Source organism: Vibrio sp. SCSIO 43009, from assembly GCF_023716525.1.
Taxonomy (GTDB): Bacteria; Pseudomonadota; Gammaproteobacteria; order Enterobacterales; family Vibrionaceae; genus Vibrio; species Vibrio alginolyticus.
Genome location: NZ_CP071842.1, coordinates 558,027 through 583,599 on the forward strand (window position 1 = coordinate 558,027; position 25,573 = coordinate 583,599).

The 25,573-nt window shown below is 45.4% G+C and carries 19 protein-coding genes and 10 tRNA genes; 27 read left to right on the forward strand and 2 right to left on the reverse strand.

All coding sequences use genetic code 11. The features are described from left to right. The first annotated feature begins 2 nt into the window (after positions 1-2). Together J4N43_RS02690 and rpoS are read left to right on the forward strand one after the other, a co-directional pair. Entirely contained in the window at positions 3-926 is a 924-nt protein-coding gene (locus tag J4N43_RS02690; RefSeq protein WP_017633546.1) for a peptidoglycan DD-metalloendopeptidase family protein, read from the forward strand. 80 nt (positions 927-1,006) lie between these two features. Next, positions 1,007-1,993 (forward strand): RNA polymerase sigma factor RpoS, encoded by a 987-nt coding sequence (gene rpoS / locus J4N43_RS02695; RefSeq protein WP_005380887.1) that lies wholly within the window; start codon positions 1,007-1,009, stop codon positions 1,991-1,993. 82 nt (positions 1,994-2,075) lie between these two features. On the opposite strand, the gene mutS is transcribed toward rpoS, so the two are convergent. Then, positions 2,076-4,637: a DNA mismatch repair protein MutS gene (gene mutS, locus J4N43_RS02700; protein ID WP_033907432.1), complete on the reverse strand. Its 2,562-nt coding sequence runs from the start codon at positions 4,635-4,637 to the stop codon at positions 2,076-2,078. 84 nt (positions 4,638-4,721) lie between these two features. Here mutS and pncC point away from each other — a divergent pair, with 84 nt between their 5' ends. The 25 genes from pncC (at position 4,722) to luxS (ending at position 24,159) form a co-directional block, all read left to right on the forward strand. Further along, the gene (gene pncC / locus J4N43_RS02705) at positions 4,722-5,204 is read left to right on the forward strand and encodes a nicotinamide-nucleotide amidase (protein ID WP_005383794.1); all 483 of its coding nucleotides are present in this window, start codon (positions 4,722-4,724) and stop codon (positions 5,202-5,204) included. Positions 5,205-5,404: 200 nt separating this feature from the next. Next, the gene (gene recA, locus J4N43_RS02710) at positions 5,405-6,448 is read left to right on the forward strand and encodes a recombinase RecA (RefSeq protein ID WP_005380874.1); all 1,044 of its coding nucleotides are present in this window, start codon (positions 5,405-5,407) and stop codon (positions 6,446-6,448) included. Between the two features lie 127 nt (positions 6,449-6,575). Then, positions 6,576-7,043: a recombination regulator RecX gene (gene recX / locus J4N43_RS02715; protein ID WP_017633543.1), complete on the forward strand. Its 468-nt coding sequence runs from the start codon at positions 6,576-6,578 to the stop codon at positions 7,041-7,043. Between the two features lie 142 nt (positions 7,044-7,185). After that, complete coding sequence (gene alaS / locus J4N43_RS02720; RefSeq protein ID WP_158159774.1) at positions 7,186-9,768, forward strand: alanine--tRNA ligase; 2,583 nt, start codon at positions 7,186-7,188, stop codon at positions 9,766-9,768. Positions 9,769-9,980: 212 nt separating this feature from the next. Beyond that, complete coding sequence (locus J4N43_RS02725; protein ID WP_005383803.1) at positions 9,981-11,168, forward strand: aspartate kinase; 1,188 nt, start codon at positions 9,981-9,983, stop codon at positions 11,166-11,168. 92 nt (positions 11,169-11,260) lie between these two features. Then, positions 11,261-11,458, forward strand: a complete 198-nt coding sequence (gene csrA / locus J4N43_RS02730) for a carbon storage regulator CsrA (protein WP_004415691.1) — start codon at positions 11,261-11,263, stop codon at positions 11,456-11,458. Between the two features lie 334 nt (positions 11,459-11,792). Beyond that, positions 11,793-11,884 (forward strand) — tRNA-Ser (locus J4N43_RS02735). A gap of 31 nt (positions 11,885-11,915) precedes the next feature. Then, positions 11,916-11,992: transfer RNA gene (locus tag J4N43_RS02740), tRNA-Arg, on the forward strand. Positions 11,993-12,021: 29 nt separating this feature from the next. Further along, a tRNA-Ser gene (locus J4N43_RS02745) sits at positions 12,022-12,113 on the forward strand. Positions 12,114-12,198: 85 nt separating this feature from the next. Further along, positions 12,199-12,275 (forward strand) — tRNA-Arg (locus J4N43_RS02750). Between the two features lie 55 nt (positions 12,276-12,330). Next, positions 12,331-12,407, forward strand: a tRNA-Arg gene (locus J4N43_RS02755). A gap of 52 nt (positions 12,408-12,459) precedes the next feature. Beyond that, positions 12,460-12,536, forward strand: a tRNA-Arg gene (locus J4N43_RS02760). Between the two features lie 53 nt (positions 12,537-12,589). Then, positions 12,590-12,666 (forward strand) — tRNA-Arg (locus tag J4N43_RS02765). A 52-nt stretch (positions 12,667-12,718) separates the two neighbouring features. After that, positions 12,719-12,795, forward strand: a tRNA-Arg gene (locus J4N43_RS02770). Positions 12,796-12,847: 52 nt separating this feature from the next. After that, positions 12,848-12,924, forward strand: a tRNA-Arg gene (locus J4N43_RS02775). 52 nt (positions 12,925-12,976) lie between these two features. Next, a tRNA-Arg gene (locus J4N43_RS02780) sits at positions 12,977-13,053 on the forward strand. Positions 13,054-13,606: 553 nt separating this feature from the next. Beyond that, positions 13,607-13,864, forward strand: coding sequence for an oxaloacetate decarboxylase subunit gamma (locus J4N43_RS02785; protein WP_005379932.1), 258 nt, complete (start codon positions 13,607-13,609; stop codon positions 13,862-13,864). Between the two features lie 31 nt (positions 13,865-13,895). After that, positions 13,896-15,680: a sodium-extruding oxaloacetate decarboxylase subunit alpha gene (gene oadA, locus J4N43_RS02790; protein WP_042521318.1), complete on the forward strand. Its 1,785-nt coding sequence runs from the start codon at positions 13,896-13,898 to the stop codon at positions 15,678-15,680. Positions 15,681-15,689: 9 nt separating this feature from the next. Continuing rightward, positions 15,690-16,820 carry a sodium ion-translocating decarboxylase subunit beta gene (locus J4N43_RS02795; RefSeq protein WP_005379935.1) on the forward strand — a complete coding sequence of 377 codons (1,131 nt, stop codon included), beginning with the start codon at positions 15,690-15,692 and terminating at the stop codon, positions 16,818-16,820. A gap of 123 nt (positions 16,821-16,943) precedes the next feature. Further along, entirely contained in the window at positions 16,944-17,894 is a 951-nt protein-coding gene (locus J4N43_RS02800) for an NADP-dependent oxidoreductase (RefSeq protein WP_005385434.1), read from the forward strand. Beyond that, positions 17,888-18,349: a YqaA family protein gene (locus J4N43_RS02805; protein WP_158159772.1), complete on the forward strand. Its 462-nt coding sequence runs from the start codon at positions 17,888-17,890 to the stop codon at positions 18,347-18,349. The genes J4N43_RS02800 and J4N43_RS02805 overlap by 7 nt, the downstream gene beginning before the upstream one ends. Before the next feature lie 9 nt (positions 18,350-18,358). Continuing rightward, complete coding sequence (locus J4N43_RS02810; protein ID WP_252094127.1) at positions 18,359-21,202, forward strand: M16 family metallopeptidase; 2,844 nt, start codon at positions 18,359-18,361, stop codon at positions 21,200-21,202. Positions 21,203-21,358: 156 nt separating this feature from the next. After that, entirely contained in the window at positions 21,359-22,927 is a 1,569-nt protein-coding gene (gene gshA, locus J4N43_RS02815) for a glutamate--cysteine ligase (protein WP_158159770.1), read from the forward strand. A gap of 23 nt (positions 22,928-22,950) precedes the next feature. After that, positions 22,951-23,556 (forward strand): transglycosylase SLT domain-containing protein, encoded by a 606-nt coding sequence (locus tag J4N43_RS02820; RefSeq protein ID WP_005379943.1) that lies wholly within the window; start codon positions 22,951-22,953, stop codon positions 23,554-23,556. A gap of 84 nt (positions 23,557-23,640) precedes the next feature. Further along, complete coding sequence (gene luxS, locus J4N43_RS02825; RefSeq protein ID WP_017820391.1) at positions 23,641-24,159, forward strand: S-ribosylhomocysteine lyase; 519 nt, start codon at positions 23,641-23,643, stop codon at positions 24,157-24,159. A gap of 67 nt (positions 24,160-24,226) precedes the next feature. Here the strand turns inward: luxS and J4N43_RS02830 are convergent, their stop codons facing one another. After that, positions 24,227-25,507 (reverse strand): HlyC/CorC family transporter, encoded by a 1,281-nt coding sequence (locus tag J4N43_RS02830; protein WP_005379948.1) that lies wholly within the window; start codon positions 25,505-25,507, stop codon positions 24,227-24,229. Positions 25,508-25,573: the final 66 nt, after the last annotated feature.

Here is a 25,573-nt window from a genome sequence, read left to right on the forward strand (position 1 = left end):
AGGTGAATAAGTTACTACGTCATATTGGTATTAGCTTTGTGTTTGCTGCAGGACTAGTTGGTTGTGCAGCGCATTCCCCTGCACCTGTCTCTAGCCTAAAAAAAGACTATTCAAGCCTTGAAAGAGGGAGTTACAGAGGGAGTTATTATGAGGTAAAAAAAGGCGATACACTTTACTTCATAGCTTATGTCACAGATAAAGATGTAAATGATCTTGTTCGTTACAATGAGTTAACTCAGCCTTACACTATCTACCCAGGACAGAGGCTAAAACTTTGGGCTCCGAAATATGTCGCCCCTAAATATGGTCAAAAAGTTGAACCCGTTGTGGCTCCTGTTGTTACGACACCCCCAGCTCCAGTGACGAAAACATCAACAGCCTCTAAACCTAAACCTTCGAGTAAAAACTCTAGTCAAAAACCTACAGAGACTAAGCCTAAAGTCGTACAAAAACAGCCTCCAAAGAAGGTTGAACAATCGAAAACAAAGGAGTATGTTGGTTCAAAAGATAACCAAAAAGTGAAGCAAAAAGCGCCAACTACCACAGCAAAGAGTGATAAAGTCTCAAAGTGGTTGTGGCCAACAAAAGGGAGAGTAATCAAGAACTTTTCGGCGGGAGAACAGGGAAATAAAGGTATCGACATCGCAGGACAGCGTGGTCAACCTATCGTTTCAACCGCAGCCGGCACAGTCGTTTATTCAGGCAATGCGCTACGAGGTTATGGCAACTTAATTATAGTAAAGCATAACGACAATTATTTAAGCGCATACGCACATAATGACAAACTGCTGGTCACAGAAGGACAAAGCGTAAAAAGCGGACAAAAAATCGCTACCATGGGTAGTTCAGGTGCAAAGTCGGTCAAACTACACTTTGAAATTCGCTATCAAGGTAAATCAGTGAATCCAAAACGCTATTTGCCTTAAAACTTTGAAAAACAACTTGCGACATCATTTAGCGACATATTGAGTTGTCATGTCTTGCTAACTCGCCAGGGGGAGGCGTTATGAGTATCAGCAACACAGTAACCAAAGTTGAAGAGTTTGCATTTGATAATGCGTCAGTGAAGACCATTGATAACGAACTCGAAAGATCATCATCCACAGAAAGCAAAGCGACTGCGCGTGAAGAATTTGACGCGAGCAGTAAAAGCTTAGATGCAACTCAGTTGTATTTGGGCGAAATTGGCTTCTCACCTTTACTTACTGCCGAAGAAGAAGTGCTTTACGCAAGACGCGCCCTACGTGGCGACGAAGCGGCACGCAAACGTATGATCGAAAGTAACCTACGTTTGGTTGTTAAGATTTCTCGTCGATACAGTAACCGTGGTCTAGCACTACTCGATCTGATTGAAGAAGGTAACCTCGGCTTGATCCGAGCGGTCGAAAAATTCGACCCAGAACGTGGTTTCCGTTTCTCTACTTACGCAACATGGTGGATCCGACAAACGATAGAGCGAGCGTTGATGAACCAAACTCGCACGATCCGTCTACCTATCCACGTAGTGAAAGAGCTGAACATTTATCTGCGTACTGCGCGTGAACTTTCTCAAAAGCTCGATCACGAACCGACCGCAGAAGAAATTGCTGCTCAATTAGATATTCCAGTCGAAGACGTAAGCAAAATGTTACGCCTTAATGAGCGTATTAGCTCTGTCGACACGCCAATCGGTGGTGACGGTGAGAAAGCGCTGCTGGATATTATTCCTGATGCAAACAACTCTGATCCAGAAGTTTCGACTCAAGATGACGACATCAAATCATCGTTGATTCATTGGTTAGAAGAGTTGAATCCGAAACAGAAAGAAGTGCTTGCACGTCGCTTCGGCCTACTAGGCTACGAGCCTTCGACGCTGGAAGAAGTTGGTCGAGAGATTGGTCTGACACGTGAGCGAGTACGTCAAATACAAGTGGAAGGTTTACGTCGTCTTCGTGAAGTCCTAATCAAACAAGGTTTGAATATGGAAAACTTATTTAACGTAGAAGACGATTAAATAATCCGTATTTCACTAGATACGCAAAAGGCTATGGTTCCCCATAGCCTTTTTTCTTTTTTGCTCGTTGGTGTGAGTCTGTTTACAGCATCTTCTTCAAGCGATACAGCTCTTCAAGAGCTTGGCGTGGCGTTAAGTCGTCAGGATCAATACCTGACAGAGCTTGTTCGACCTCGCTAGGCTCTGGAATCAGGCTCAACTGGTTAGCCACATCTACTGCACTTGGACGCGGTGTGTCACTGTTTTGCCCCAGTTGCTCTAGCTGAGATAGCTTGTTACGCGCATTTTTGATGACCGTTTTTGGTACGCCAGCTAAGCCCGCAACAGCCAAGCCGTAAGACTTACTTGCCGCACCTTCTTGAACTGCGTGCATAAAGGCAATGCTGTCTCCATGCTCTACGGCATCCAAGTGAACGTTCGCTAAGTTTGGCAGTTGGTTCGGTAACTCTGTTAATTCGAAGTAGTGAGTTGCAAATAGGGTCATCGCACCAATTTGTGTTGCGAGCCATTCCGCACTTGCCCAAGCTAAAGACAGACCGTCGTAAGTACTAGTACCGCGTCCGATTTCATCCATTAGCACCAAACTGTTCTTAGTTGCGTTGTGAAGAATATTGGCTGTTTCGGTCATTTCTACCATGAAGGTCGAGCGGCCAGATGCAAGATCATCTGATGCACCAATACGAGTAAATATACGATCTAAAGAACCAATCTGTGCGGATTCTGCCGGTACATAAGAGCCGATATGTGCCATCAATGCAATCAGCGCAGTTTGACGCATGTAGGTTGATTTACCACCCATGTTTGGACCGGTGATGATCAACATCTTACGGGCTGGGTTAAGCTCAATTGGGTTCGCGATGAACGGCTCTGTTGTTACTTGTTCTACGACTGGATGACGGCCAGCTTGAATGTGAATTCCTGCGTCTTTCACAAGCGTTGGGCGGCAGTAATCTAACGAATCTGCACGCTCTGCTAGGTTTTGTAATACATCTAGTTGAGACAGAGCAGAAGCTAGGTTTTGCAGCTTCTCAAGGTTTGGCATCAATAGATCAAACAGTTCTTCCCACAACTGTTTCTCAAGTGCTAACGCTTTAGATTTCGAGTTAAGTACTTTGTCTTCGTGTTCCTTAAGCTCTGGGATGATGTAGCGTTCAGCGTTTTTGAGTGTTTGGCGACGTACATAATGCGGTGGAACCAAATGGCTCTGGCCACGGCTCACTTGGATAAAGAAGCCATGAACGTTGTTATAGCCTACTTTAAGCGTATCGATACCGTGTCGTTCACGCTCATCTCGCTCAAGCTGCTCAAGATATTCTGTTGCACCGTCTGCCAATTTTCGCCATTCATCGAGCTCCGCATTGTAGCCTTCAGCGATGACGCCACCATCACGAATAACAACCGGCGGATTTTCTTTAATCGCGCGTTCTAACAGGTCACATACTTCGTCAATCGGAGCTGCATACTTCGCCAATTTCGTTAGGTACGGATGGGTCAAAGAAGCGGTGACAGATTCTAGCTCTGGTAGCTGTTGCATGGCATTGCGAAGTCTAGCCATATCGCGAGGGCGAGCAGAGCGTAATGCAAGGCGCGCTAAGATACGTTCAATATCACCAATTTGCTTTAACGTTGGTTGAAGATCGGCAAACAGAGCTTGTTCTTTAATCTCACCAATTGCATCAAGACGATTGTTTAACGTTTCAATGCAACGCATAGGCTGATGCAACCAACGCTTCAGCATTCGGCTGCCCATCGGAGTTGCACAATGGTCGAGTACTGCAGCTAGCGTGTTATCGGTTCCGCCTGCTAGATTTTGAGTAATTTCCAGATTACGTCGGGTAGCAGCATCAAGGATGACGGATTGATCCTGATGATCAAACGTTAAAGAGCGAATATGAGGTAAAGCCGTACGTTGAGTATCTTTTACGTACTGGATCAAACAACCAGCAGCACATAACCCTAAGGACGCATGTTCTACACCAAAACCAACCAGATCTTTTGTGCCAAATTGTTGATTGAGTTGTTGCTTAGCCGTATCAAGCTCAAACTCCCAGACTGGGCGACGACGGTTACCATTGCGGCTCGCCATTAAATGTACAGGTTCAAAATCTTCTGGGAACAGTAGCTCACGTGGTGCGGTACGTTGAAGCTCGGCTGTCATCGCTTCTTCAGTTTCTGGTTCTGTCAGTTGGAAGCGACCAGAGGTGACATCCAGCGTCGCATAACCGAACTTACCGTTGTGATGGTAAATTGCTGCGATTAAGTTATCGACACGCTCAGAAAGCAGCGCTTCATCCGTCACAGTACCTGGTGTCACGATACGCACAACTTTACGTTCTACCGGTCCCTTGCTGGTGGCCGGATCGCCAATCTGTTCACAGATCGCCACAGACTCACCAAGCTGAACAAGTTTTGCCAGGTAGCCCTCTACGGCGTGAAATGGCACACCCGCCATTGGGATAGGTTCACCTGCAGACGCACCACGTTTGGTCAATGAAATATCAAGAAGCTGAGAAGCTCGCTTGGCATCATCGTAAAAGAGTTCGTAGAAATCGCCCATGCGGTAGAACAGCAAAATCTCTGGGTTCTCAGCTTTTAGCTTGAGGTATTGCTGCATCATCGGAGTGTGTTTTTGTTCAGCTTTCACAGGTAAGTTCTTTTGTTTATTTCCGTAGCGGCTTAGGATACGTGAATCCCTATCAAGTAAAAAGAGACAAAGGGCATTTTGGCTATGGAAAAAACAACAAAATTGAGTGCCGATTTAGGCGCATTATTGGCTAAACACGGGCATGTTTTAACAACCGCAGAATCATGCACAGGTGGTGGTGTTGCAACCGCCATTACTGACATTGCTGGTAGTTCAGCTTGGCTTGACCGTGCGTTCGTCACCTACAGTAATGAAGCGAAAATGGAGATGCTTGGTGTGCAAGCTTCAACGTTAGAAGCGCATGGTGCAGTGAGTGAGCCAGTTGTGATTGAAATGGTGCAGGGTGCAATTAAAAACTCCAATGCCACCATCGGTGTGTCCATCAGTGGTATTGCAGGGCCGGGTGGTGGCAGTGAAGAGAAACCAGTCGGCATGGTCTGCTTTGCTTTTGCTGATAACCAAAGTTGGCAGCAAGTCGAAACCATGCATTTCTCTGGTGACCGTGCAGAAGTTCGCAAAAAAGCGGTCGAGCACGCGCTGACTCAATTGTATCAACATCTGCTCTAGAATTTCTTAACTTGTTTTAGCCCAGCATTGATAAGGGCTAGAGCAAATCATGACTTTAGGTCAGCCAAATTTTTTTCATACAGGTATGGACACTGTATGAATCAACAGTATAATAACTTTCATTGCTGAGCAGTTCTTCTGCTTAAGAAAAATGAATTACTATTCGTCGCCCAAAGAAGATGAATAAATCGGAGAAAGTAATGGACGAGAACAAACAGAAAGCGCTCGCCGCTGCGCTAGGTCAAATTGAAAAGCAATTCGGTAAAGGCTCTATCATGCGCCTTGGTGATAACCGCGCAATGGACGTAGAAACCATCTCAACGGGTTCTCTTTCTCTTGATATCGCTTTGGGTGCTGGTGGTCTACCAATGGGTCGTATCGTAGAAATCTACGGCCCAGAATCTTCAGGTAAAACAACATTAACGCTTGAGCTTATTGCTGCTGCGCAACGTGAAGGCAAAACGTGTGCGTTTATCGATGCAGAGCATGCTCTAGATCCTGTATACGCGAAGAAACTTGGCGTTGATATCGATGCATTGCTAGTTTCTCAGCCAGACACAGGTGAGCAAGCTCTAGAGATCTGTGACGCACTTGCACGTTCTGGTGCTATCGATGTTATGGTTGTCGACTCTGTTGCAGCACTAACACCGAAAGCAGAAATCGAAGGCGAAATGGGCGATAGCCACATGGGTCTACAAGCACGTATGCTTTCTCAAGCAATGCGTAAGCTAACGGGTAACCTAAAGCAGTCTAACTGTATGTGTATCTTCATCAACCAAATCCGTATGAAGATTGGTGTGATGTTTGGTAACCCAGAAACAACAACAGGTGGTAACGCACTTAAGTTCTACGCTTCTGTTCGTCTAGATATCCGTCGTACTGGCGCAATCAAAGAAGGTGACGAAGTGGTAGGTAACGAAACGCGCATCAAAGTTGTTAAGAATAAGATTGCAGCACCATTTAAAGAAGCAAACACACAAATCATGTACGGCCAAGGCTTTAACCGCGAAGGTGAACTTGTCGATCTAGGTGTGAAGCACAAGTTAGTTGAAAAAGCCGGTGCTTGGTATAGCTACAATGGCGATAAGATTGGTCAAGGTAAAGCGAATGCGTGTAACTACCTGCGTGAGCATCCTGAAGTGGCTAAAACTATCGATACAAAACTGCGTGAAATGTTGCTAGCGCCAGCACTTGCGGAAGCGCCTGAAGCTGGTGAAGCGCCAGAGCAAGCTGAAGAGTTTTAATCTCTCATAGATTAATAAATGACAAAGCCCTGCAATGCGGGGCTTTGTTGTATCTATTGAAATCAAAAATCGAATTATCACAAAGGCCATTGAGAGCCTGTACAGCAAAAATACTTTTAGGATCATCATGTACCAAAAACGCCAGGCGCCAACATTATCGAGCAAAGAGGCAGCTATCCAATTGCTTAGCCGTCGCGATCATGGTCAGTATGAGCTTTACCAAAAATTATCGATGAAGGGCTATGAAGAATCAGACATCGACATCGCAATTAATTTTTGCCTAGACCATAACTATTTAGATGATTTACGTTACGCGAAGAGTCAAATTAGACAGCATGTATACAAAGGACATGGAGAGCGTCGAATTCGTCAAGAGTTAAACCAGAAGCGTGTTGCGGAATCGGTGATTGAGCAAGCTATGGCTGAAGAGCCGCAAGATTGGTTTGAACTGGCTAAACAGGCGGCAGAAAAGAAATTCAAAGGTATTAAAGCCAAAGACCAAAAAGAGTACGCAAAACAAGTTCGTTTTCTGCAATATCGTGGCTACAGTTTTGACCAAATCAGCTACGCGCTGAGCTTTGAGGACGAAGATTAACGGTCAGTCGTTCGCACTGATTTTTGTTTTGCTTCAAATTTTTTCTCCTACTCCCTCTTTTCCTCAAGAAAACTAGTCTCAGCTGTTTGCATGATCTACAATACGGCAAAATTCTAACTCGACTATTTTCAGGAAGAGCTGCATGTACATGAGCACTGATGAGGTTCGTAACGCGTTCCTCAAGTTCTTTGAGAGCAAAGGACACCAAATCGTAGAAAGTTCATCGTTAGTTCCACATAACGACCCAACCCTGCTGTTCACAAACGCAGGTATGAACCAATTTAAAGATTGTTTCTTAGGCTTAGAAAAACGAGCCTACACTCGAGCGACTACGGCTCAGCGTTGCGTACGTGCAGGTGGTAAACATAACGACCTAGAAAATGTTGGCTTCACTGCTCGTCACCACACATTCTTTGAAATGTTAGGCAACTTCAGCTTTGGCGATTACTTCAAAGAAGATGCGATCTCCTTTGCTTGGGAATTCCTAACCGAAGTTCTTAAACTGCCAGCGGATCGTTTATTGGTAACTGTTTACGAAACCGATGACGAAGCGTTTGACATCTGGAACAAGAAAGTTGGCGTGCCCGCTGATCGTATTGTTCGCATTGGTGATAAAGAAGGCGGCAAGCCGTATGAGTCTGATAACTTCTGGCAAATGGGCGACACTGGCCCTTGTGGTCCATGTACTGAAATCTTCTACGATCACGGTGAGCACATCTGGGGTGGCCGTCCTGGCACGCCTGAAGAAGATGGTGACCGTTTCATCGAGATCTGGAACAACGTATTCATGCAGTTCAACCGTCACGCAGACGGCACTATGGAACCGCTACCAAAACCATCGGTAGATACTGGTATGGGTATCGAGCGTATCTCTGCAATCATGCAGGGCGTTCACTCAAACTACGAAATCGATGTGTTCCAAGCTCTTATCAAAGCAGCAGCAGAAGTGATCGGTTACGAAGACCTATCAAACCAATCACTACGCGTTATCGCTGACCACATCCGTTCATGTTCATTCCTGATCGTGGATGGCGTTATGCCTTCAAACGAAGGTCGTGGTTACGTATTACGCCGTATCATCCGTCGTGCAGTTCGTCACGGTAACAAGCTGGGCGCACAAGGTGCATTCTTCCACAAGTTGGTTGGCGTTCTAGCTGACATCATGGGTACGGCTGGTGAAGAGCTGAAGCGTCAACAAGCTGTGGTTGAAAAAGTACTGCGTATCGAAGAAGAAAACTTTGGTCGTACACTTGAGCGCGGTATGGCGATTCTAAACGAAGCACTAGATAACCTAGACGGTAAAGTACTGGACGGCGAAACCGTATTTAAACTTTACGATACTTACGGCTTCCCAGCTGACTTAACTAACGACGTAGCACGTGAGCGTGAATTCGCAATCGACGAAGAAGGTTTCGAGAAAGCGATGGAAGAGCAGCGTCAACGTGCGCGTGAAGCGGGTAACTTTGGTACTGACTACAACGCAGCAATCAAAGTTGATACGCAAACAGAATTCTGTGGTTACACAGCTACTAAAGGCTCTAGCTCTGTAGCTGCGATGTTCGTTGAAGGCAACGAAGTAGATTCACTATCTGCGGGCGACAAAGCAATCATCGTACTTGGTGAAACACCATTCTACGCAGAGTCAGGCGGTCAGTGTGGTGACGCTGGTGAAATCCGTACTGAGTCTGGTGTATTCCGCGTTGAGGACACTCAAAAACTAGGTAACGCAATCGCGCACCACGGTGTAATGGCAGAAGGCGTTCTAGCGAAAGGTGATGAAGTAGCAACTATCGTTGACGCAGAGCGTCGCGCAGCTATCTCTCTAAACCACTCAGCAACGCACTTGCTACACGCAGCACTACGCCAAGTTTTAGGTGAGCACGTAACGCAGAAAGGCTCATTGGTGAAGGCAGACAACCTACGTTTCGACTTCTCACACCTAGAAGCCGTAACTGCAGCAGAACTGAAAGAAGTTGAGCGTCTAGTTAACGCGCAAATTCGTCGCAACCACACGATTGAAACCAACGTGATGGACATTGAGTCTGCTAAGAAGAAAGGCGCAATGGCACTGTTTGGTGAGAAGTACGATGACGAAGTACGCGTACTGTCTATGGGTGACTTCTCGACAGAGCTTTGCGGTGGTATTCACGCATCAAGCACAGGTGATATTGGCCTATTCAAAATCACTTCAGAAAGCGGCATTGCTGCAGGTATTCGACGTATTGAGGCGGTAACAGGCGAGGCTGCATTAGACGCGATTGAAGCTCAAAACGCGAAGTACGAAGAGAAACTGGCAGAATCTGCACAGAAAGCAAAAGCGCTAGAGAAAGAAGTGCAGAAGCTAAAAGATAAGATGGCGGCAGCAGAAAGCGCTAACATCATGGGCAAAGCGGTTGAAGTCAATGGTACAAAAGTTCTAGTCGCAGCTCTTGAAGGCGCTGACAGCAAGAACCTACGTACTATGGTTGATGACATCAAGAACCAAATGGGGTCTGGTGTCGTACTGCTTGCCAACGTGACAGGTGACAAGGTTGGCCTGATTGCTGGTGTGACTAAAGATCTAACTGGTAAAGTAAAAGCTGGTGATCTAGTTAAGATGATTGCTGAGCAAGTCGGTGGTAAGGGCGGTGGTCGTCCTGACATGGCTCAAGCTGGTGGTACTGATGTAGCCGCACTACCAGAGGCAATTAAAACAGTTCAGCCTTGGTTAGAAGAGCGCTTATAAGCTTTTAACTACTAAAATTACGCTCAATCAAGTTTCTTTGATTGAGCGTAATTTTTTTTAGCAGCCAAGTGGTTTAATTGACCAAAAGTTAACCGAGTCATTTAGGCTATTTGGTTTTTGTTGTAACTACTGCTTATATAATTTTTCTAAAAGGAAATACTGACGATGTAAGCAGTTCTAAAGAGACTTCGGTCTTGGGAAGGTGAAGACTGGTGAAAAAGCCCCTTATCGTGCAAAAGTTTGGCGGAACCTCCGTGGGTTCAATTGAAAGAATCCACCAAGTTGCTGAACACATCATTAAGGCGAAAAATGATGGCAATCAAGTTGTTGTTGTCGTGTCTGCAATGTCAGGCGAAACAAACAGACTGATGGACCTCGCTAAACAGATAGATAGCGTGCCTACAGCTCGAGAACTTGATGTTTTGCTCTCTGCTGGTGAGCAAGTGTCAATGGCACTGTTAGCAATGACACTCAATAAATTGGGTCATGCTGCACGCTCGCTTACCGGAGCACAGGCGAATATTGTGACGGATAATCAACACAATGACGCAACGATTAAACACATTGATACTAAGACAATTCTGGGATTGCTTGAGCAAGACCAAATCGTGATTGTTGCAGGCTTTCAAGGTGTGAATGAGAACGGGGATATCACCACATTAGGTCGAGGTGGCTCAGATACGAGCGCAGTGGCACTGGCAGGCGCATTGCGCGCTGATGAGTGTCAAATCTTTACCGACGTTGATGGTATTTATACTTGTGACCCACGTGTAGTGAAAAACGCGCGAAAATTGGCGGTTATCGATTTTCCTTCCATGGAAGCGATGGCAAGCCGAGGCGCGAAAGTATTACATTTACCTTCAGTGCAATTTGCATGGAAGAATAATGTGCCACTGCGCGTGCTTTCGACATTTGATGTTAATGAAGGCAGTCTGGTAAAGGGGGAGTTAGGCAATCAAGCCGTCTCTGGTATAGCCATTCAACGTGACCTTGCCATAATCGAAGTCGATAAAGAACATTTATCTAGTGCTACAAAACAATGTCAGATGTTGGGTATCGACATTTGGAATGTGATCGAGGAAACAGAACGGGCAGGTATCATGATAAAACAAGATGCATGTGCCAAGTTCGATCTGGTGTTCAGCGACAAAATCCGTAATAGTGAAGTGGTAAGCCTGTTGACCGCAGTGGGGCTTGAGGCCAATGGAATGGTAGAGCACGCATGCGATTTGTTGGCAAAGCGAGATATTGAGATCAATTTCAGCGCAACGAATGCACTCACTATGATGCTAGTTTTAGCACCCGAATGTGTGGATACAGCAGCAAACATTCTGCATGATGCTTACATTACGTCTAGTGAAGCATTAAACATTCAACAAAAACATGCCTTTTTAGGCTGATTTTCGCTAACAAGGTAGTTTACGAAAATATAACTTTTGTTGGATAATAGCTTTGTAGCAAGAAAATTTAGAGATTACTCAAGGAGCAAAGAATGCTAATTTTGACTCGCCGCGTAGGCGAAACACTGATGATTGGTGATGAAGTGACTGTAACTGTACTAGGTGTTAAAGGTAACCAAGTGCGTATCGGCGTTAACGCTCCGAAAGAGGTTTCAGTTCACCGTGAAGAAATCTACATGCGCATTCAAGCTGAAAAAGGCAATGGCAACGTTGCTTCAGGTAACTACTAAGTCGCTCCTGTTTACAGAGCTTAGTTTGAATGAAAAAGGCTAACCGAAGGGTTGGCCTTTTTAGTTTTTACTGTTTTTGAAAATTTGCAGAAACTATTGTGTTGAGTATGGCTGTGAATTCATCAATAATATTGATTCGAACTTCAGAAAGTTATTTGAAAATAAATGTCTTTTTTTCAGAGAAGACTCTCTTTTTTTCATCATAATAGAGTGATAAAGTTCGTTTAATAGTCACTTTGATTAAATCAGCAACGGTTAAGCCAGTTTCGTAGATTTTTTCAAAGAAAGTGTTTGACATATTTTCGGTAAAACGTAATATGTGCCTCCGCAAGACGGTGAGGTGGCCGAGAGGCTGAAGGCGCTCCCCTGCTAAGGGAGTATACGGTTTATCCCGTATCGAGGGTTCGAATCCCTCCTTCACCGCCATTCTTGCAACGTTGATTTATCAACAAAAAGTGCGTCCTTAGCTCAGCTGGATAGAGTACCTGGCTACGAACCAGGCGGTCGGAGGTTCGAATCCTCCAGGACGCGCCATATCTCTTTTGAGATATAACAATGAAAACGGTGAGGTGGCCGAGAGGCTGAAGGCGCTCCCCTGCTAAGGGAGTATACGGTTTATCCCGTATCGAGGGTTCGAATCCCTCCTTCACCGCCATTCATTGACTGGCCCGATGGCCTTTTTTTTGTTTCGTAAGAAATGAATGTGATTTACTTCACAACTTCTTAGCAAGAAGATCTGCGCGTCCTTAGCTCAGCTGGATAGAGTACCTGGCTACGAACCAGGCGGTCGGAGGTTCGAATCCTCCAGGACGCGCCACTATTTAATAATTCGTTTGATAAACGGGTTATACAAAGTAAAATAAGATTATTGCGCGTCCTTAGCTCAGCTGGATAGAGTACCTGGCTACGAACCAGGCGGTCGGAGGTTCGAATCCTCCAGGACGCGCCACTTATTAAAGGGTAATGCCCTGATGTTGATGAAATTCGATATCGAAAACTGCGCGTCCTTAGCTCAGCTGGATAGAGTACCTGGCTACGAACCAGGCGGTCGGAGGTTCGAATCCTCCAGGACGCGCCACTTATTAAAGGGTAATGCCCTGATGTTGACGAAAGTCGATATCGAAAACTTGCGCGTCCTTAGCTCAGCTGGATAGAGTACCTGGCTACGAACCAGGCGGTCGGAGGTTCGAATCCTCCAGGACGCGCCACTTATTAAAGGGTAATGCCCTGATGTTGACGAAAGTCGATATCGAAAACTGCGCGTCCTTAGCTCAGCTGGATAGAGTACCTGGCTACGAACCAGGCGGTCGGAGGTTCGAATCCTCCAGGACGCGCCACTTATTAAAGGGTAATGCCCTGATGTTGACGAAAGTCGATATCGAAAACTGCGCGTCCTTAGCTCAGCTGGATAGAGTACCTGGCTACGAACCAGGCGGTCGGAGGTTCGAATCCTCCAGGACGCGCCACTTATTAAAGGGTAATGCCCTGATATTGATGAAATTCGATATCGAAAACTGCGCGTCCTTAGCTCAGCTGGATAGAGTACCTGGCTACGAACCAGGCGGTCGGAGGTTCGAATCCTCCAGGACGCGCCACTTATTGAAAAAGCCTCGCAATTGCGAGGCTTTTTTGTATCTAGACATCTGGAATATGGCGTAGGATCACTAGAGCCTATGTTCCTCTTTTTTAAAAGCGAATATGTGCGTATCTAAGCAATTTGCTATCAAGCTTCTGTCGCATCGTGTGAAATCATCCTGATTATCCCTCCTATACACTGACTTCCATTTTTCATTTCAATTACTCTCATGTAGTCACTTTGTTTGTTATTTGTTTATTGATTGTTAATTTTGTTCATCTTTTTGTTTTTGTTGGTTTTTACTTCGTGAGTCCCGATTTGATTTTGAAATCTAAATCGCAGTTTTTATTTATGTCCTCCTTTACTCTGTTCGTAAGGTGATAGCGATTTGAAGTGATTATTTTGTCATGAACTGTGATCTGGGTAGTGAATAAATAATCATTTATCAGGATTACTACAAACCTTCCTTAAACAAAATTGACAAAATTTAACCAATCGAGATAATCCATGGGTCGGGATTTGACACTATTAAAGTCCTGCACGTTGTCAGGATGACAAAGAAAGGAAGCAACATGACTAATATAGGAAGCCTGCTAGTAGATGCGGCCACCCTGATGCTAACGGGGATGGCGGTCGTATTTATTTTCCTCACTATTCTTGTTTATCTCGTTCGGTTAATGTCGAAATTGGTACCAGAAGAAGTACCAGAGCCGATCGCAGCACCAAAAACAAACACTAATATTCAATCAACCTCTTCAGCTGTTAGTCCACAAGTAGTGGCGGCGATCTCGGCTGCGATTCATAAACATCGCGCCTCATTCGCGAAGTAGCCGAACTAGGATTAAAAAGGAGTTTAAGAGCATGTCTAAACCACTAGCTATTACTGATGTGGTCCTTCGTGATGCCCATCAATCACTATTTGCTACGCGTATGCGTATTGAGGATATGCTGCCTATCGCAGCTGAGTTGGATAAGGTTGGTTACTGGTCTCTAGAGACTTGGGGTGGTGCAACATTTGATTCTTGTATTCGATTCTTAGGGGAAGACCCTTGGGAGCGTTTACGTGAACTAAAAAAAGCGATGCCTAATACACCAATGCAAATGCTACTGCGTGGTCAAAACCTTTTAGGATACCGCCATTATGCCGACGACGTAGTAGAGAAGTTTGTGGAACGCGCGCATGCTAACGGCATGGATGTATTCCGTATTTTTGATGCAATGAATGACGTGCGAAACTTCCAGAAAGCCGTTAAAGCAACGGTTGATGTTGGTGCGCATGCTCAAGGTACGTTGTCTTACACAACGAGCCCAGTGCATAACGCAGACACTTGGGTTGACTTGGCAAAACGCCTAGAGGATTTAGGTTGTCACTCGCTGTGTATTAAAGATATGTCTGGCTTACTTAAGCCTTATGAAGCGGAAGAGCTTATCACGCGTATCAAAGCGTCTTGTGATGTGCCATTGGCACTTCATTGTCATGCAACAACGGGGCTGTCTACAGCAACGGCGGTAAAAGCAGTAGAAGCCGGTATTGATATTCTCGATACTGCGATTTCTTCAATGAGTTGTACCTACGGCCATACACCGACTGAAACGGTAGTCGCTATGCTAGAAGGTACCGAGCGAGATACCAATTTGAAACTCGAGCAACTGGAACCTATCGCCGCATATTTCCGTGAGGTACGTAAGAAGTATGCGAAGTGGGAAGGCCAGTTAAAAGGAGTCGATTCACGCATCCTGATTGCTCAAGTGCCTGGTGGTATGCTGACCAATATGGAAGGCCAGTTGAAAGAGCAGGGCGCTGCGGATCGCATTGATGAAGTATTAGAAGAGATCCCTCGTGTACGTGAAGATCTTGGTTTCATTCCATTGGTGACTCCAACTTCACAGATCGTCGGTACTCAAGCGGTGATTAACGTGCTTACTGGCGAGCGCTATAAGAGTATTACCAAGGAAACCGCAGGTCTATTGAAAGGTGAGTACGGTCAAGCACCAGCCGAGTTAAATGCAGAACTGCAAGCGAAAGTGCTTGATGGTAAAGAGCCAATTACCTGTCGTCCTGCCGATTTACTTGAGCCTGAAATGGAGACGCTTACGGTTGATCTGATGGAGAAAGCGAAATCAGAAGGCATTAAGCTAGCAAGTGAGCGTGTTGATGACGTACTCACTTATGCACTTTTCCCTCAAGTTGGGCTTAAATTCCTTAAGAATCGTGAAAACCCAGAAGCATTTGAGCCTGCACCAACGCTAGAAGCTGCGAAGCCTGCTGTACCTGCAGCTCAACCAGCAACTGGTGGTGTAGAAACTTATAGTGTACGTGTTGACGGGCAGGTGTATGAGGTGGAAGTTGGCCCTCAAGGTGAACTGACATCTGTTGCTCCTTCTAATGCACCGGCAAAATCGGCTACACCTAGCACACCTTCTAATGCTTCAGCTGAAGCGGTGCCTGCTCCTCTTGCAGGTAACATCTTCAAAGTGAATGTTCAACCTGGTGCTGAGGTAGCTGAAGGCGATGTATTGCTCATCCTTGAAGCGATGAAAATGGAAACTGAAGTACGAGCGGCGCGTGGTGGTGTGGTTCAAGAGCTGAACGTTAAAGAAGGCGATGCTGTCACAGTAGGTGCGCCTCTGTTGAGCCTGGCGTAAGGGAGTATCATGGACGGATTGTTAACCCTTTGGGCAGAAACAGGGATCGCTAACTTCGAGTTCGGCCAAATCTGTATGATGCTGGTTGGTTGTACCTTGCTGTTTTTGGCAATTAAAAAAGGATTTGAACCTTTACTGTTATTGCCGATTGGTTTCGGTGCTATTTTGGCGAATATTCCAAATGCTGGCTTTACTGAGCCTGGTGGCTTGCTCTACTACGTTTACTACATTGGGATTGAATCGGGTGTGTTCCCGCTATTGATCTTCATGGGTGTGGGCGCGATGACTGACTTTGGTGCTTTGATCGCAAACCCAAAAACGTTGTGGTTAGGTGCGGCTGCGCAGTTTGGTATTTTTGCAACACTGTTTGGCGCTATTTTGCTCAACTATGTACCTGGCATGGAGTTCTCCATGGCAGATGCTTCGTCTATCGCGATCATCGGTGGTGCTGATGGGCCAACAGCGATTTTCTTAGCGAGTAAGCTCTCTCCAGATCTGCTAGGTGCGATTGCAGTCGCGGCATACAGCTATATGGCATTGGTGCCGATCATCCAGCCACCAATCATGAAAGCACTGACAACCAAGGAAGAACGTCAAATTAAGATGGCTCAGCTTCGTCATGTTGGTAAATGGGAGAAAGTCATCTTCCCGCTTGCCGTATTACTGATGACGATTCTGTTCTTACCTTCAGCTACGCCATTGGTTGGTATGTTCTGTTTGGGTAACTTGATGCGTGAAGCTGGTGTGGTCGATCGTTTATCGAAAACTGCTCAAAATGAATTGATCAACATAGTGACTATCTTTTTAGGTCTTGGTGTTGGTTCTAAGCTGCAAGCTGAGCAGTTCTTGAACCTAGAAACGTTAGGTATCTTGGGGTTAGGTGCAGTTGCATTTAGTATCGGTACTGGTGCGGGCGTTCTGATGGCGAAACTGCTTAACAAGTTCTCGAAAGAAGACATCAACCCACTTATTGGTGCGGCTGGCGTTTCTGCGGTACCAATGGCCGCGCGAGTCGTAAACAAAGTTGGTTTACAAGCTAACCCGCAAAACTTTTTGTTAATGCATGCGATGGGACCAAACGTTGCTGGTGTGCTGGGTTCAGCCGTTGCGGCTGGTATATTGTTAGCACTTGTTGGTTAGACATTATTGAAAATGGAATGATCAACCAATTTACAAAATCACGATTAACTTAGGTTAACAAAATGGTTTATAGTCAAAGGGATGCTTTCGCATCCCTTTTTGTTTTCTTGCAGGGAATGGTTTATGGAACACAAACAGATCGTTATCACTGAGTTTGGTGATGCCAACGTACTCGCGATTCAACATGCTTCTACACCATCACCACAGCCTGGTGAAGTCTTAGTAAAAGTCGCTTTTTCAGGCGTAAATCCTATTGATGTCAAAACTCGAGCTGGGCTCGGTTGGGCGGCAGCGCAGAATAAGGACAATTTACCTTGGGTGCCAGGTTACGACATCTCAGGAAAAGTGATGTCTTGTGGAGAGGGGGCGTCACGTTTTAATGAAGGTGATGAGGTGGCTGGATTTATTGGTTTCCCAGTTCGAGGCGGTGGTTACAGCCAATACATATGTGTTCCAGAAACTGAGTTAAGTCATGTTCCTAGCTCTGTCACTTTAGAGGCGGCTGCTGCATTACCGTTGGCGGGACAAACTGCGGCACAAGCTCTCAGTAAGGCTAATGTGACGGAAAACGATCGCGTACTTATCCTCGCTGGAGCCGGTGGTGTTGGACACCTCGCGGTACAAATTGCGATCGCGACGAAAGCGGAAGTCTTTACAACCTGCAGTGAACGAAATTTAGATTACCTTGCGACGCTCGGTGCTCATGCAGTGAACTATCAATTTGCACCAGTGTCAGAACGTGTTGAAGATGTTGATGTTTTGATTGATTTAGTAGGCGGAGATGCTGCGTTAGATGCGCTTAAATGCCTGAAAGACAATGCGAGAGTCATCACCGTTCCAACCATCACAGCTGAGCTGATTTGTGAAAAAGCCAAACTCCTAGGCTTTGAGGCTAGTGGCATGTTGGTTGAACCAGACCCTGCGCAGTTAGATACCTTGTTGTACATGGTCGGCGTTGGCTTACTGAAGACTGAAATTCAACAGGTTTATCCTATGAGTGATGTCATTGGTGCTCACCAGCAGGTCGAATCAGGAAGAACCAGAGGCAAGGTGTTGCTTGATATGACATGCTAGAAGCATTTAACACGAGTTTTGAAAGTTTAGCGCTTTGGTTTTCAGATTCAGCATTATGGGTGCTTTTCATGACCGGTTTTCTCAGTGCCACGTTGTTGCCTGGTGGTTCTGAGGCGGGCTTAGTTGCTACTCTCTCATTAAATCAATATACCGTTTCTTCAATTGTTATGGTCGCTACTATCGGTAATACGCTTGGTGGCTTAACAAATTATTGGCTTGGCTTGTGGATTCCCAACAAAGCACAAGAGGAAAAGCACGGTCATACCGCATTAAAGTGGCTCTCTAAGTATGGCTATTGGGGATTATTTTTTAGCTGGTTACCTGTAATAGGAGACCCGCTGTGTTTAGCCGCAGGGTGGCTAAGAATGAAGTTTCTGCCTTGCGTGATTTTAATATTTTTAGGAAAGGCTGCTAGGTATAGCTTACTTGCGGCCATCTATCTCGGATTATTTTAAGGAAAGTACATGAAGATGTTTTGGGTTGGCGCGTGTTCACTGTTGGTGATCACGGGCTGTGCATCAAATACGCCAGTTTCATCACTGCCTAAAGGGGTAACTTTCGTTGAGTCATCGAAAGCTGAAGAAGGCAAAGTTAAGATTCCATACCAAAAGTATAAACTCGATAATGGTTTAACGGTGATCTTAGCTCCTGAAGATTCTGACCCATTGGTCCATGTGGATGTGACTTACCATGTTGGTTCAGCTCGTGAAGAAGTGGGTAAGTCTGGTTTTGCGCATTTCTTTGAGCACATGATGTTCCAAGGCTCAGAGAACGTTGGTGACCAAGAGCACTTCAGAATCATCACAGAGGCTGGCGGCACGTTAAATGGTACAACAAACCGCGATCGTACTAACTACTTTGAAACTGTCCCTGCTAACCAGCTCGAGAAAATGCTGTGGTTAGAGTCTGACCGTATGGGCTTTTTGCTGGATGCGGTTTCTCAACGCAAATTTGAAATTCAGCGTTCGACTGTAAAAAATGAGCGAGCTCAGCGTTACGATAATCGTCCTTATGGCTTGATTTGGGAGCGCATGTCCGAAGCGCTATATCCTGAAGGTCATCCGTATTCGTGGCAAACCATTGGTTATGTTGAAGATCTTGATCGTGTTGATGTGAACGACCTCAAAGCGTTTTTCTTGCGTTGGTATGGCCCAAACAATGCGACTATCACGATCGGTGGTGACTTAGACGTTGAACAGACTCTAGAGTGGGTAAATAAGTACTTCGGTTCGATTCCTCGTGGTCCTGAGGTTGAAAATGCGCCGAAACAACCTGCAAAACTGCAAGAAGACAAATACATCACGCTAGAAGATCGTATTCAACAACCTATGGTGATGATCGCGTGGCCAACAACCTACAACGGCGAAGAAAGCCAAGCGTCTCTCGACACGTTATCAGAAGTATTGGGTGGCGGTACCAACAGCGTGCTCTATCAAGACCTAGTGAAGACTCAAAAAGCGGTCGATGCTGGTTCATTCCATGACTGTGCTGAACTGGCGTGTAACTTTTACGTTTACGCAATGGGTGATTCTGGAGACAAAGGCGACCTATCAAAACTGTACGACGAGCTTTTACAATCACTGAATCATTTTGCGGAAAAAGGCGTGACAGAAGATCGCCTTGAGCAGTTGAAGGGTAAAGCGGAAGCGGATGCTATTTTTGCGCTAGAAAGCGTTAAAGGTAAAGTGACTCAGTTGGCTTCCAACGAGACATTTTTCGGCGATCCTGATCGTCTTGAGCAACAGCTTGAACAAATCCGTGCAGTTACGCCGACTTCGGTAGAAAAAGCGTATACGGACTTTATCCAAGGTAAGAACAAAGTGACCCTAAGCGTGGTCCCAAAAGGAAAAACAGACCTTGTCGTAAAACCTGCGACCTTTGTGACACCAAAGCGTACGCTGCCAGAATATGAGAAGATTTCCGATGACCAATTGGCGTATCGTCGTGCGACCGATAACTTCGATCGCTCAGTGCAACCGCCAGTAGGAGAACCAGTGAAAGCGACGATGCCAGAGCTGTACGAGTTACATTTCAAGAATGGCTCAGAGCTGCTTGGTGCAGTTAGCGATGAAACGCCGACGGTGATGATGCAATTTAGTCTACCTGCAGGGACACGTTTTGTTGAAAAGGGTAAAGAAGGTCTTGCCCAATTGACCGCTGCGATGTTGCAAGAAGGTACAACGAAACGCAGTGTCGAAGAGATTCAAGCTGAGCTTGATAAACTGGGTAGTGTTATCTCTGTTAATGCCACAGGTTATACAACAAACATCAGTGTTTCTGCTCTAGAAAAGAACTTAGAGCCGACGTTAAAAATTGTCGAAGAGATGTTGCTGTCTCCTGCATTTAATCAAGATGATTTCGAGCGTGTAAAAATGCAAGCGCTAGAAGGCCTGGTATATGAGCACCAAAATCCAAGTTGGATGGCGTCACAAGCGAGTCGCCAGGTGCTCTATGGGGATTCGGTTTTTGCTCGACCAAAAGACGGCACGCAAGCAGGTGTCAGTGCATTAACGTTGGATGATGTCCGTGAATTCTACTCGAAGCATTACACGCCACAAAGTGCGCAAATCGTCGTTGTTGGTGACATTGATCAACAGGAAATTGAGCAGCAACTGACGTTCTGGAAAAACTGGCAAGATGAAGCTGCGCCATTGTATGCACCGCAAAGCATTGCTGCATTAGGTGAGCAAAAGATCCATCTTGTTGATAAACCAGGAGCGCCGCAAAGTGTGGTCATGATGGTTCGTCAAGGTATGCCTTACGACGCAACGGGCGATTTTTACCTAAGCCAACTGGCAAACTTCAACTTAGCTGGGAACTTCAATAGCCGCATTAACCAAAATCTACGTGAAGACAAGGGTTACACATACGGTGCTTACGGATATTTCTCTGGTAATCCAGAAACAGGCTCGGTGGTTTTCACCGCGCAAGTACGAGCGGATGCAACGGTTGCTTCGATCATTGAGATGGAAAATGAGCTAAATGAATACTCGCAGTCAGGTATTACTGATGAAGAGATGAAATTTATGCGTCAAGCGGTCGGTCAAAAAGATGCACTGAAATATGAAACGCCAACACAAAAAGCGGAGCTCATCAGTGATATTCTTAAGTACAACCTCGATCATGATTACTTGCAGCAAAGAAACGCTATCGTAGAAAAAGTCGATAAGCAGACGTTGAATGCGCTGGCTCAGAAATGGTTTGATCCAAATGACTATCAAATTATCGTCGTTGGTGATTCTAAATCGTTGCGTCCTCAATTAGAAAAGTTGGGGAAAGACGTAGAAGAGCTTGAAATCATTCGATAGAGTACACATTTAATAGCGGAGAAACGTTTCTCCGCTATTCATCTAGATAAGCAACTTTTCGTGGGTTATTTATCTAGATGCATTAACTATCAATAACTTAGCTTACACTTGTGTTATGTAACAAGTGTCCTGCTCCCAATATAAGCGAACCTCATTTTGACTGATTTTGCTGCGCGACTAAAAAAAGTTGCATCAAACCCCGAAGTATTTAAGCAGTTTGGACGCGGTGTTGAGCGAGAAACTTTGCGCTATCGTCAGGATGGACATCTAGCTACAACTCCTCATCCTGAAGGGTTAGGCTCTGCGTTCACAAATCAATGGATCACAACGGATTTTTCGGAATCATTGTTAGAGTTCATTACGCCTGTGTCACATGAAATTCCAGAACTGATGGCACAGCTGAAAGATATCCATCATTTCACTCAAACCAAAATGGGTGAAGAGAAAATGTGGCCACTATCAATGCCTTGCTACGTAGGCTCAGAGGATGATATTCAGTTAGCCCAGTATGGCTCTTCGAATGCAGCGAAAATGAAAACGCTGTACCGAGAAGGTCTAAAGCGTCGCTATGGCAGCCTGATGCAAATTATTTCAGGTGTCCATTTTAACTTCTCGTTTCCTGAAACATTTTGGGATGCGCTCTATGGCGAGCAAGATGAACAAGCCCGCCAAGATGCTAAGTCTGATGCGTACTTTGCGTTGATCCGTAATTACTACCGCTTTGGCTGGATGATTCCCTACTTCTTTGGTGCATCACCAGCGTTATGTGGCTCTTTTATTCAAGGTCGTGAAACCGAGCTGCCATTCGAGAAGATTGGCGGGACATTATATTTGCCGAAGTCGACGTCTTTGCGTTTGAGCGATCTTGGCTATACCAATAGTGCTCAAAGTGTGCTGAAAATTGGTTTTAACAGCATTGACCAATACCTCGATGGTTTGAGTGATGCGATTCGCCACCCATCAGAAGAGTTTGCGAAAATTGGGGTAAAAGTGGATGGTGAATACCGCCAGCTTAATTCCAATATCTTACAAATTGAGAATGAACTGTACGCTCCGATTCGTCCAAAACGTGTATCGAAAAGTGGTGAGAAGCCTTCAGATGCGTTACGACGCGGTGGTGTCGAATACATTGAAGTTCGTTCTCTAGATGTTAACCCATTCAGCGCAGTGGGCTTAAATGAAGATCAAGTACGATTCTTGGATCTCTTCCTTACCTGGGCGGCCTTGTCAGACTCAGACCCTATGGATAACTGTGAATTAGAGTGTTGGCGCGATAACTGGAATAAAGTCATTGTTTCTGGCCGTGAAAAAGGTCTAATGCTGCAAATTGGTTGTCAAGGTGAACGTCTATCTCTACAAGATTGGGCACACCGAGTTTTCGTCGAGTTACGTCAAATAGCACAGCAAATGGATATGACCGCTGGTGGCAGTGCATACCAAGATGTGTGTAATCAACTCGAGACATGGATTGATAACCCAGAACTAACGATCTCTGGTCAACTATTAGAGCTAACGAAAGAGCTGGGTGGGCTAGGTAAAGTTGGTTGTACTCTTGGTATGAAGTACCGTGATGAAAACCTAGCTCACGGTTATCAGTACTATTCACAAGATACGATGGAAACGGAAGTAGCGTCGTCCGTGGAAAAACAAAAGCAAGCAGAGCAGAGTGACACGCTTTCTTTTGATGATTTTTTGGAAGATTACTTTGCTTACCTGAAGCAGTAATGACTAACTAAGGATTGGTGTGGTTGAACATTAAGTCGTCAGTAGTAGCGGTACTTGGAAGCGTGTTACTTGCAGGTTGTGCTACGGCACCGCCAAAGCAGCAGAATAACTTATGCGAGATATTCCGAGAGAAATCCGGTTGGTACGATGATGCCAAAGATATGGAAGATGAATGGGGGACCCCTATTCATGTCGCTATGGCCATCATTAAACAAGAAAGCAGCTTTCGGCACGATGCAAAACCACCTAAAGATTATTTGCTAGGGTTTATTCCTTGGGGACGAGTCAGCAGTGCGTATGGTTACGCTCAAGCTCAAGACCCTGCTTGGGAAGACTTCCAAGATGCCACAGGCCAGGGTGGCTCTCGTACCAACTTCGATGATTCTATGATGTTTGTCGGTTGGTACACTCATGAAACACGGCGTCAGCTAGGGATTTCATTATGGGATCCCTATAACCAGTATCTGGCTTATCATGAAGGGCGAGGTGGGTATAAGCGAGGCACTTATAATCGAAAACCTAGTTTAATCAAAGTCGCTCGACGTGTTGAACAAACAGCGAAAACTTATGGCTGGCAGCTGAAGCAATGTCGTCAGGAATTAGAAGACAACAGCAGCTGGTTCTTTTAGCCCACAGTCAGTTCATGTGCTGTAGGGATGAATGACATTTATCCATTACCGAAAGGTACTGGAGTTACAATCAGGAGAGATGTAATGCCTTTACTCGATAGTTTTACCGTGGACCACACTCGTATGAATGCACCCGCTGTACGAGTGGCGAAAACCATGCAGACCCCAAAAGGGGATACGATTACTGTTTTCGACTTACGCTTTACTGCGCCAAACAAAGACATTCTTTCTGAAAAAGGTATTCACACCCTAGAGCACCTTTATGCAGGCTTTATGCGTAATCACCTAAACGGTGATTCTGTTGAGATCATCGATATTTCGCCTATGGGTTGCCGCACAGGTTTTTACATGAGCCTGATTGGCACACCATCAGAGCAGCAAGTCGCAGATGCTTGGATTGCAGCAATGGAAGATGTGCTGAAGGTAGAAAGTCAGAATAAGATCCCTGAACTTAACGAATACCAATGCGGCACGGCAGCAATGCACTCGTTAAAAGAAGCACAACAGATCGCAAAGAACATTTTGGATGCTGGTGTTTCGGTGAACAAAAATGATGAACTTGCTTTGCCTGAGTCGATGTTAAAAGAGTTGCGCATCGACTAGGTGCTCATTAAGAAGCATATTGCCCCAATAAGTAAAAAGCCTGACATGAGTCAGGCTTTTCTTTTGGTTATTTGGATGTCGATTTTTTCTTCTTCGGATAAACACGAACGAGCTTGATTCGGTTCTCTTCAATCTCAACAAGTTCCATTGGGTGACCCGCTACTCTCACACTTAGATGGCTCTCAGGAATATCTTCCAAGTGTTCTAAAATGAGCCCGTTTAGCGTTCTCGGGCCATCCGTTGGTAAATCCCATTTCAGGCCTTTGTTGATATCTCGGATATTGGTGCTGCCTTCAATAAGAAAGCTTCCGTCACCTTGAGGACTGATTTCATCAGAGAGGCTTGGAGAAATGGATGTCGTGAACTCACCAATGATCTCTTCCAGAATATCTTCAAGAGTGATTAGACCGATGATATCACCGTACTCATCCACGATCAGACCGATACGTTGCTTGTTACGTTGGAATTTCAACATTTGCACGTTCAGTGGTGTGCCTTCTGGGATGTAATAGACCTCATCAGCAGCACGTAATAGCGTTTCTTTGTTGAATTCGTTCTTTTCCAACATCAGACGATAAGCCTCGCGCAAGCGCAGCATGCCAACCACTTCATCAATTTGGTCACGATAGAAAACTATGCGTCCATGTGGCGAGTGGGTTAGCTGGCGAACAATGGATTTCCAGTCGTCGTTAATATCGATACCAGTAATTTCATTGCGTGGGACCATAATGTCGTTCACGGTGACGTGCTCAAGATCCAAAATCGACACCAGCATGTCTTGGTGTCGGCGAGGAATCAAACCGCCAGCTTCATTTACCACCGTACGCAGCTCATCGGAGCTAAGATGATCTTCTGCTGAGTGATCCGCTCTTACGCCAAGTAAGCGGATAAAGCCATTCGTAATAAAGTTAACAAGCATCACTAAAGGCGACAGTAACTTCATCAGTATGGTCAATAATATACTGCTCGCGTAGGACACGCGTTCAGGGTAAAGCGCTGCAATTGTTTTAGGGGTAACCTCGGCAAAAACCAGTACAACCATAGTTAGTGCACCGGTTGCGATAGCGACACCTAAATCACCATACAAACGCATACCAATAATGGTCGCGATAGCAGACGCGAGAATATTAACGAGGTTGTTGCCGATAAGAATAAGACCAATCAAACGATCTGGACGGTCTAATAGTCTTTCGACTCGCTTAGCACCCTTATGCCCGTTTTTGGCTAAGTGTTTTAAGCGATAACGATTCAGAGACATCATCCCTGTTTCTGAACCGGAAAAGTAACCTGATATGACGATAAGACACGCGAGTAGCGCAAACAAGATACCCGTAGAGATGTCGTCCAAAACGTTGCTGTTCCTTGTAAGTATTGGGTTATATAACGGTTGAGTAAGTCCGTTAAGTCAAAGAGT

Bases quoted from the DNA above. Each gene is read 5' to 3' on its own strand.
- recA (WP_005380874.1), top strand. From the start codon at position 5,405: ATGGACGAGAACAAACAGAAAGCGCTCGCCGCTGCGCTAGGTCAAATT.
- pncC (WP_005383794.1), top strand. From the start codon at position 4,722: ATGGAAAAAACAACAAAATTGAGTGCCGATTTAGGCGCATTATTGGCT.
- J4N43_RS02800 (WP_005385434.1), top strand. From the start codon at position 16,944: ATGGAACACAAACAGATCGTTATCACTGAGTTTGGTGATGCCAACGTA.
- alaS (WP_158159774.1), top strand. From the start codon at position 7,186: ATGTACATGAGCACTGATGAGGTTCGTAACGCGTTCCTCAAGTTCTTT.
- J4N43_RS02795 (WP_005379935.1), top strand. From the start codon at position 15,690: ATGGACGGATTGTTAACCCTTTGGGCAGAAACAGGGATCGCTAACTTC.
- J4N43_RS02805 (WP_158159772.1), top strand. From the start codon at position 17,888: ATGCTAGAAGCATTTAACACGAGTTTTGAAAGTTTAGCGCTTTGGTTT.
- J4N43_RS02785 (WP_005379932.1), top strand. From the start codon at position 13,607: ATGACTAATATAGGAAGCCTGCTAGTAGATGCGGCCACCCTGATGCTA.
- recX (WP_017633543.1), top strand. From the start codon at position 6,576: ATGTACCAAAAACGCCAGGCGCCAACATTATCGAGCAAAGAGGCAGCT.
- J4N43_RS02810 (WP_252094127.1), top strand. From the start codon at position 18,359: ATGAAGATGTTTTGGGTTGGCGCGTGTTCACTGTTGGTGATCACGGGC.
- rpoS (WP_005380887.1), top strand. From the start codon at position 1,007: ATGAGTATCAGCAACACAGTAACCAAAGTTGAAGAGTTTGCATTTGAT.
- luxS (WP_017820391.1), top strand. From the start codon at position 23,641: ATGCCTTTACTCGATAGTTTTACCGTGGACCACACTCGTATGAATGCA.
- oadA (WP_042521318.1), top strand. From the start codon at position 13,896: ATGTCTAAACCACTAGCTATTACTGATGTGGTCCTTCGTGATGCCCAT.
- csrA (WP_004415691.1), top strand. From the start codon at position 11,261: ATGCTAATTTTGACTCGCCGCGTAGGCGAAACACTGATGATTGGTGAT.